9 protein-coding genes are annotated in these 7,832 nt (G+C 75.7%); 3 read left to right on the top strand and 6 right to left on the bottom strand.

The window, feature by feature from the left end; translation table 11 throughout:
- Window positions 1-174: 174 nt before the first annotated feature.
- Complete coding sequence (locus tag CNO22_RS24095) at window positions 175-2,730, top strand: helix-turn-helix transcriptional regulator (protein ID WP_100501790.1); 2,556 nt, start codon at window positions 175-177, stop codon at window positions 2,728-2,730.
- Between the two features lie 34 nt (window positions 2,731-2,764).
- Here the strand turns inward: CNO22_RS24095 and CNO22_RS24090 are convergent, their stop codons facing one another.
- The gene (locus tag CNO22_RS24090; protein ID WP_100501789.1) at window positions 2,765-2,992 is read right to left on the bottom strand and encodes a hypothetical protein; all 228 of its coding nucleotides are present in this window, start codon (window positions 2,990-2,992) and stop codon (window positions 2,765-2,767) included.
- A gap of 127 nt (window positions 2,993-3,119) precedes the next feature.
- On the opposite strand from CNO22_RS24090, the gene CNO22_RS24085 reads away from it, so the two are divergent.
- Window positions 3,120-3,758 carry an MBL fold metallo-hydrolase gene (locus CNO22_RS24085; RefSeq protein ID WP_100501788.1) on the top strand — a complete coding sequence of 213 codons (639 nt, stop codon included), beginning with the start codon at window positions 3,120-3,122 and terminating at the stop codon, window positions 3,756-3,758.
- A gap of 15 nt (window positions 3,759-3,773) precedes the next feature.
- Here the strand turns inward: CNO22_RS24085 and CNO22_RS24080 are convergent, their stop codons facing one another.
- The 4 genes from CNO22_RS24080 to CNO22_RS24065 all read right to left on the bottom strand — a co-directional run bounded on the left by CNO22_RS24080 (window position 3,774) and on the right by CNO22_RS24065 (window position 5,895).
- The gene (locus tag CNO22_RS24080) at window positions 3,774-4,043 is read right to left on the bottom strand and encodes a GlsB/YeaQ/YmgE family stress response membrane protein (RefSeq protein WP_198588568.1); all 270 of its coding nucleotides are present in this window, start codon (window positions 4,041-4,043) and stop codon (window positions 3,774-3,776) included.
- 183 nt (window positions 4,044-4,226) lie between these two features.
- Entirely contained in the window at window positions 4,227-4,502 is a 276-nt protein-coding gene (locus tag CNO22_RS24075; protein WP_232807312.1) for a GlsB/YeaQ/YmgE family stress response membrane protein, read from the bottom strand.
- Window positions 4,503-4,610: 108 nt separating this feature from the next.
- Complete coding sequence (locus CNO22_RS24070; RefSeq protein WP_100501787.1) at window positions 4,611-5,099, bottom strand: SRPBCC family protein; 489 nt, start codon at window positions 5,097-5,099, stop codon at window positions 4,611-4,613.
- Window positions 5,100-5,154: 55 nt separating this feature from the next.
- Window positions 5,155-5,895 carry a GntR family transcriptional regulator gene (locus tag CNO22_RS24065; RefSeq protein ID WP_232807311.1) on the bottom strand — a complete coding sequence of 247 codons (741 nt, stop codon included), beginning with the start codon at window positions 5,893-5,895 and terminating at the stop codon, window positions 5,155-5,157.
- A 325-nt stretch (window positions 5,896-6,220) separates the two neighbouring features.
- Here CNO22_RS24065 and CNO22_RS24060 point away from each other — a divergent pair, with 325 nt between their 5' ends.
- Window positions 6,221-6,676 (top strand): TetR/AcrR family transcriptional regulator, encoded by a 456-nt coding sequence (locus CNO22_RS24060; RefSeq protein ID WP_100501786.1) that lies wholly within the window; start codon window positions 6,221-6,223, stop codon window positions 6,674-6,676.
- A gap of 3 nt (window positions 6,677-6,679) precedes the next feature.
- Here the strand turns inward: CNO22_RS24060 and CNO22_RS24055 are convergent, their stop codons facing one another.
- The gene (locus CNO22_RS24055) at window positions 6,680-7,528 is read right to left on the bottom strand and encodes a metallophosphoesterase (protein WP_232807310.1); all 849 of its coding nucleotides are present in this window, start codon (window positions 7,526-7,528) and stop codon (window positions 6,680-6,682) included.
- Window positions 7,529-7,832: the final 304 nt, after the last annotated feature.

The following is a 7,832-nucleotide window of genomic DNA, read 5'->3' as shown; positions in this document are numbered from 1 at the left end:
GGCCACCTCCCAGCCGCCGGTCACCGAGTCCCCGGCGCCGCAGCCCCCGGTCTCCGAGCCGCCCGCGTCGGAGGAGCCCGCCCCGGAGGAGCCCGCGGCCGAGCAGCCGACGACCGAGCAGACCGCTCCCGAGCCCGCAGCCGAGCCGGCCGCCACCTCGACGGCGGGGCCGGCGTGAGCGCGGCGACCGGGTGGGGCCCGGAGCTGGTGCGCGAGTTGACCGCCCCCTCCGGCCGGGTCCCCGCCGTCGTGACCGTGGTGGGCCCCGGCGGTACCGGGAAGTCGCTGCTGCTGGCCGAGCTGGCGACGGCGCACGAGCGGGCCGGGCTGGCCGTGCTCGACGCCGTCCCGGAGGACCCGGCCGCGCTGCCCGGACCCGTGGCGGTCCTCGTCGACGACGCCCACCACCTGCCCGACGCCGACGTGGCCCGCCTGGGCGCGCTGCTGCGCTCCCCCGCCGCCCGCGTGGTGCTGGCGCACCGCCCGTGGCCGCGGCCGGTGGCGCTGGGCGCGCTGCTGGCCGAGACCGGTCCCGCCCGGCGCACCGTCGTCCTCGGGCACGCGGACCGGACCCGGCTGCGCGAGTGGGCCCGCGAACTGCTGGGCGAGGCCCTGGCGCCCCCGCTCGCCGACGCCGTCCTGACCCACACCGGCGGGCTGCCCGCCCTCGCCGTCCCCCTGCTGCGGGCGCTGGGCCGGCGCGGCGGCGCCCCCGGGCAGCCGGGGCGCCTCGTGGTGCCCGAGGAGGTCACCGACCGGGTCCGGGCCGACCTCGCCGCCGTGGAGGAGCAGACCCGTGCCCTGCTGCACGCCCTCGCGGCCGGCGCGCCGCTGGACGAGGACGTGCTGGGCGAGGTGCTCGGGGTGTCGCCGGACCGGGCGGTCGACCTGCTGGACGCCGGCCGGGCCACCGGGCTGCTGCTGGGTGCCGGTGAGGTCGTGCCGCTCGCGGCGCGCGTGCTGCTGGCGGTCACCCCGCCCGACGTGACCCGACGGGTCCGCCGCCAGGTGCTGGCGCTGCTGGTCGAGCGCGGGGACGAACCGGTCGAGCTTGCCCGGCGGCTGGCCGCGGAGCAGGTGCGCGACCGGCACGCCGCCCGGCTGCTGGAGCGGCACGGCGAGGCGGCGCTGACCGACGATCCGGCGCTGGCCGGGCAGCTGCTCGGGGAGGCCGCGCGCAGCGGGGCTCCGGTCGCCTCCCTGGCCGGACGGCGGGCGCAGGCCGCCGCGCTGGCCGGGGACCTCGACGGTGCGCTGCAGTGGGCCGACGCCGCGCTGACCGACGAGACGGCCCCGGACCGCGCGCGTGCGGCCGGTGTGGCCGCGGCCGTCCTGGCCCAGCGGGGGCTGCTGTCCCGCGCCGCGGGCCTGTGCCGGCTGGCCGGGAGCGAGCGTGCGGGGTCGGCAGCGCTGGCGCTGCTGGCGACCGGCGAGCCCGACGCGGCGGCCACCGCGCTGGAGGCGGCGCGCGCCGCGCGCGAGGTGACCACGGTGCTGTCGGTGAGCGAGGAGCTGACCGCGCAGGGGGTGCTCCAGTCGCTGCGCACGGGGGACGACGCCGCCGCGGACATCGCCGCCGCGCTCTCCACGCTGACCCGCGCCGCCGCGCTGCTGGAGCCGGTGGGCCGCACCGCGCTGCTGGTCGACTCCCCCGCCGCGCTGGCCGCCCTGGTCGCGCTGCACAGCGGGGAGCTGGGCGTGGCCGAGTCGGTGCTGCAGCGGGCGGTCGACGCCGACCTCGGCGGCCCGCCGTGCCGGCGCCGGCACCGGCTGCTGCTGGCGTGGATCGCGATGCTGGCCGGCCGGGTGTCGCAGGCCCGGGAGCACGTCGGGCGGGCGCAGGAGGGCGGCGGACCGCTCGAGCCGCGCGACGACGTCGTCCTGCAGGCCTTGGAGGTGGGGCTGGCGCGGCGCAGCAGCGACCTGCCGGCGCTGGTGCGCGCGTGGGTGCGGGCGCGGGAGGCGGTGGTCCGGTACCCGGTGGACCTGTTCACCCTGCTGCCGCTGGGCGAGCTGGTGGTGGCCGCGGCGCGGCTGCGGGACGGCGAGCGGCTGCGCCCGCACCTGGCCGAGGCGCAGGCGCTGCTGGCCCGGCTGGGCGATCCGCAGCTGTGGGCGACCTCGCTGCACTGGAGCGGCGCGCAGGCGGCGATCCTGGCCGACGACCCCGACGGGCTGCGGCCGCACGCGGCGGCGCTGGTGGCGGCGGCGCGGACCAGCCCCTACGCGGCCACGCTGGCGCGGGCCGGGCGGACCTGGCTGCAGGTGCTCTCGGGGGAGGTCGACCCCGACGAGGTGGTCGCCGTGGCCGAGCAGCTCACCGCGGTGGGGCTGGGCTGGGACGGGTCGCGCCTGGCCGGGCAGGCGGCGGCGCGGGCTACCGACCAGCGGGCCCGTTCGGTGCTGCTGGGCTGTGCCCGGTCGCTGGCCGACAGCGCCGGCTGCGAGACCGCGCCGGCGGTGCCGGTGCCGCGGCCGGCCGGCGACGGGAGGCCGGCAGTCGGCTCCGGGACGCCGGCGGTCGGCTCGGGGACGCTCAGCGACCGGGAGCGGGAGGTGGCCCGGCTGGTCGTGGCGGGGCAGACCTACCGCGAGATCGGGGGGCGGCTCTACATCTCCGCGAAGACCGTGGAGCACCACGTCTCCCGGATGCGCCAGCGGCTGGGCGCCGGCACCCGGTCGGACCTGCTGGCCCGGCTCCGCGCCGAGCTCGCCGAAGAGCCGGCCTAGTCTCCGGCGATTTCCGCGGAAATCGCCGGGAGGGTCAGCGGGACAGGACGACGCAGGCGGGGCAGACGTCGCGGGCCGGGGTCGGCCAGGGCTGCTCGACGTCCACGCGGGCCAGCGAGCCGCAGAGGGTGAGCTCGCAGGCGCCGTCGACCTCGGCGGTGGGGCGGTGCAGCTCGACGGCGTGCCAGAGGGCGGACGTCGGGCCGTGCGCGCGGCTGCGGGCGGCGACGACGGTGGCGGCGGCGAGGGTGGGGGCGCTCATGTCCCAGGATGTCGGCAGGGTGCCCGGCGGAGGTCACGGTCGGCGGCGTTGATCTCACCCGCACGGGTGAGCGGCTCACCCGCAGGCGGGCCGGGCGGGTCTCGCGGGCCGGGGGCAGGATGCCGACATGGAGCTGACCAAGCACGGCCATTCCTGTGTCGTCATCAGCGAGGACGACCGGCAGCTCGTCATCGACCCGGGGGTGTTCACCGACCCGTCGGTGCTGCAGGGGGCGAGCGCGGTCCTGGTGACCCACGAGCACGCGGACCACTTCGCGCCCGACGTGCTGCGCGCGGCCATGGAGGCCGACCCGGACCTGCAGGTGTGGACCAACGGGTCGGTGGCCGGCCGGCTCGACGGCGCGGCCGGCCGGGTGCACGTGGTGGGGGACGGCGACGCGCTCACCGTCGCCGGCTTCGACGTCACCGTCCACGGGGAGCTGCACGCGGTGATCCACCCGGAGATCCCGCGGGTGGGCAACGTGGGGTTCCTGGTCGGCGGGGCGGTCTTCCACCCCGGGGACGCGTTCACCGTGCCCAGCGAGCCGGTGGCCACGCTGCTGCTGCCGGTGCACGCGCCGTGGTCGAAGACCGCGGAGGTGATCGACTACGTCCGAGCTGTGGACGCGGACCAGGCGTACGCCGTCCACGACGGGCTGCTCAACGACGCCGGGCTGGGCATCGTCGGCGGCCTGCTGGGCGAGCGGGGGCCGGGGACGCCGACCCCGTACAGCCGGCTGACCCCGGGGGACTCCGTCGAGCTCTGAGCCCCGGGACCGGCGTCAGCGGACGGCGCGGTTGCGGCCTGCGGCAACGCCTTCGGCGACGCCGATCAGCAGCAGGGCGGCGAGGAGGGCGAAGACGAAGCCCCAGAAGTTCAGCTCGGTGATCGAGCCGACGCTCAGCCAGTCGGCGATCAGACCGCCGATGATCGCGCCGGCGACGCCGAGCAGCATCGTGGCGAGGATGCTCATCCGCTGCCTACCGGGTTTGAGCAGTCGGGCCAGCGCGCCGATGACCAGGCCGACCACGATGAGTCCGAGGATCTGCACGCTCTTCTCCCTTGCGCTCGCGGGCTGGACACAGACCGGGCACACATCACGACGGTCTGCTCGACGACGCCGAGCCGGACATCGTCGGCGGCCTGCCGGGCGCGCGGGGCAGGGGACGCCGACCCCGTACAGCCGGCTGTACCCGGGGGACTCCGTCGAACTCCGAGCCCCCCGGGACCGGGGTCAGCGGACGGCGCGGTTGCGGCCGCCCGACATCCCGGCGTAGAGGCCCACGAGGATCACCGCGGCGACGACCGCGAGGATGAACCCGAGCACGTTCAGCTCGAAGATGCCGCCGGTGCCGAGCAGGCTGGCGATGAAGCCACCGATCAGCGCGCCGACGACGCCGAGCAGCATCGTCGCGACGATGCTCATCGACTGCTTGCCCGGCTTGAGGAGCCGGGCGAGCGCCCCGATGATCAGGCCGACGACGACGAGCCCGAGGATGTCCATCACCATGGCGTTCTCCCTTGCAGCCGGGGGCGCGCCTGGAGGTGGCGCGCCCGAACAGCCGGTCCCGTACCCGCAAGATCACACGAACACACGCGCCGCCGGCAGGGTCGCAGGTCACACAGCAGGTAGCTGCTCCACGTGAGCGGGCAGCCGGTCCAGCTCGCCGTCCACCGTGCGCTGCACCATCTCGCGCACGCCGCCGCGCATCAGACGCTGGGTGACCCGCTGGGTGAGCCGGCCGTCGGAGTGCGACTCGTGACTGACGGTGATGGTCACCCGGGTGGCGCCGGGGCCGGCGTCGGCGAGCTCGATCGTCGTCGTCCAGGTCTCCGGGGTCAGCCGCAGCCGGGTGGTGACCCGCTCCCGCGGCACCCACTCGACGATCTCGCCCTGCGGCGCACCGGCCGGCGGCGCCACGCCGTCGTCCAGGCGGCCGGGCACGCAGACGAACCGGGTCCCGCGGCCCGGCACGCCGGCGCCCTCGACGACGTAGGAGACGTCGCAGACGGCGCAGTACGGCGCGAGCACGGCCAGCGCCTCCCACACCCGGCGCCGCTCGTGGGGCAGCTCGCGGCTGCCGCTGGCGGTGACCGGCTGGGGCATGGGACCTCCGGGGACGACGGGTGCGGCGCCGCCGACGGTAGTCCGCGCCCGGCGCTCAGCGGCCGCTGACCGAGACCTCGAACTCCACCTGGCTGACGTCGGGCCGCAGCCGGGAGAAGCTGTGCACCAGCGGGTGCCCGGCGCTGTCGCGGACCGTCGTCCGGACCACCAGCAGCGGCGAGCCGGCCACCACGCGCAGCAGGTCGGCCTCGTCCGGCGCCGCCGTACCGACGTCGACGACGATCCGCGCGTGGGCCAGGTCGGCGGAGTACTCCCGGCGGAGGAACTCGTACAGCGAGCCCTGGCTGAGGTCCGCCTCGGCCGCCAGCGGGTACGTGGCGGCGGGCAGGAAGCTGTGCGCCACGTGATTGGGCGCGCCGTCCACGCTGCGCAGCCGGACCAGCTCGACGACGTCGGTCGCGGGCTCGAGCCCCAGCTCGGTGGCGACCGGCGGCTGGACGGGGACGATCCGCTGGGTGAGCACCGTGGTGCCCACCTGCGCGCCCTGCTCGGTCATCACCGAGCTCCAGCCGGCGATGCGGTGCACGAAGCTCTCGCGGTACTCGTGGCGGATCGCCGGACGGGTCACGTAGGTGCCCCGGCCCTGCTCGCGCACGAGGTGCCCGTCGGCCACGAGCCCGTCGACGGCGCGGCGCAGCGTGATCCGGCTGACCCCGTACTCCTCGCACAGCACCGGCTCCGGTGGGAGCAGGGTGTGCTCCGGGAGCGCGGAGACCCGGCGGCGCAGGTGCTCGCGGACCGACAGGTACTTCGGTCCCGACACGGCGCTCGTCACGCGTCAAAGGTACTGCGGATGTAGACGTCTGGTCGTCTACAGACGTCTCCCTCACCCGCCCGTGTCCCGCGTGCACCCGGCGTCGCCCTGGGGGGCGGTGTGCGCCTGAGACGGACACCACACATGATGTGGTGACCTCCCGGCGTCCTCGCCCGGGCACTGTCACAAGTGGCCGAGCGCCGGAGGGCGCCGTGCACCGGAGGGGGGGACCGACCGTGGCCCAGGACCACCGCGCCCGTCAGTACGCCTCCACGCACCAGCGGATCTACGACGCCGCGATGGAGCTGTTCCAGGAGAACGGCTACGAGGACGTGCCGATCTCCGCCTGGCCGCCGCGGCCGGCGTCTCGGTGCAGACCTTCTACGCGCACTACCCGGGCAAGGACGACCTGCTCATGGCCTTGCCGGACCAGGCCGAGGTCGCCGGGCTGCTCGCCTCGGTGCCGGCCGACCTGCCCCTCGGCGAGCGGATGCGCACCGTGGTCCGCCAGTTCCTCCAGGGCCTGAAGGGCGAACGAGAGTCCGACGCGCTGGCCCGGTGGCAGCTCATCGCCGGGACGCCGGGGCTGCGCTACCGGGCGGCGGAGTACGAGCGGGTGACGGCGCAGATGTTCCTCGACGCGCTCGGGGACGAGGCACGGCAGGACCCCGCTGCCACCGTCGTCGTCACCGCACACCTCTCGGCCTACACGCAGGGGCTGCTGCGCTGGGCGGAGTCCCGCGGCGAGCTGTCGCTCGAGGAGGCCGTCGTGGAGGCCATGGACGCGCTGCGCGGGTTGTGAGGCTCAGGGAGCCCGCAGCTCGACGACCGCGACCTCGGGCCGGGCACCGATCCGCATCGGCGGCCCCCAGAAGCCGGCGCCGGTGGTGACGTAGAGCTGGGTGTCCCCGACCCGGGAGAGCCCCTGCACCGCCGGCTGGTCGAGCCGCACCGCGTAGTCGAAGGGCCACAGCTGGCCGCCGTGCGTGTGCCCCGACAGCTGCAACCCCACCCCGGCGGCCGCCGCCTGCTGCACCTGCACCGGCTGGTGGGCCATGAGCACCACCGGGACGGCGTCGTCGCGGCCGTCCAGCGCGGTGTCGAGGTCGGCGCCGTGGCCGGGGACGCCGGAGCTGATCGCCGTCCGGTCGTCGATGCCGGCCAGGTCGACCGACGCCCCGCCGCGCACGATCGGCACCCGCTCGTTGCGCAGCACCTGCACGCCGAGAGTGGGCAGGTGGCGCAGCCACGCGGTGGTGTCGACGAAGTACTCGTGGTTGCCGGTCACGAAGTAGACGCCCTGCTCACTGACCAGGTCGGCCAGCGGGGCCACCTCCTCGCGCAGCTCGCTCAGCTCGCCGTCCACCAGGTCGCCGACGATCGCCACGACGTCGGGCTGCTGGGCGTTGACCAGCTCGACCACCCGCTCGAAGCGCCGTCCGCCGTACAGGGCCGACAGGTGGCCGTCGGAGAAGGTGACGATCCGCAGGCCGTCCAGGGCCGGGTCCAGGCCGGCGAGCGTCACCGGCACCCGGCGGACGACGGGGGCGCTGTTGGCCAGGTAGGCGCCCGTGCCGGCCGTGCCCAGCGCGACCGCCCCCGCCGTGACGGCGAGCCCGCGCGCGAGCAGGAGCCGCCGTGAGGGGTCGATCACACTGTCGTCCTCCGGACGACCACCGCCTCCAGGTGCCGTCCCGGCCGCCGTGGAGCCGCTGCCCGTGTCCCGGTCGGGGAGCCTCCGGCCCCCGCGACCGGTCCACCCCGGCCCGGATGCCGTCCCCGACCCCGTCTCTTATACACATCAGACGCTGCCGACGACTCCTTACTTGTTGATCTAGGAGGTCGACGAATCATTAGGAACACATGACACGAACAGCACCATAGTATATACCATGCACTCATGACATACACTACTAATTCTCACTAACACAACAATCAACTGTATAGATTCTCAAGTA

This window comes from Geodermatophilus chilensis, from assembly GCF_002802985.1.
Lineage (GTDB): Bacteria > Actinomycetota > Actinomycetes > Mycobacteriales > Geodermatophilaceae > Geodermatophilus > Geodermatophilus chilensis.
The sequence above is the reverse complement of the archived record's forward strand: the minus strand, read 5'-3'. Positions and strand labels throughout refer to the sequence as shown.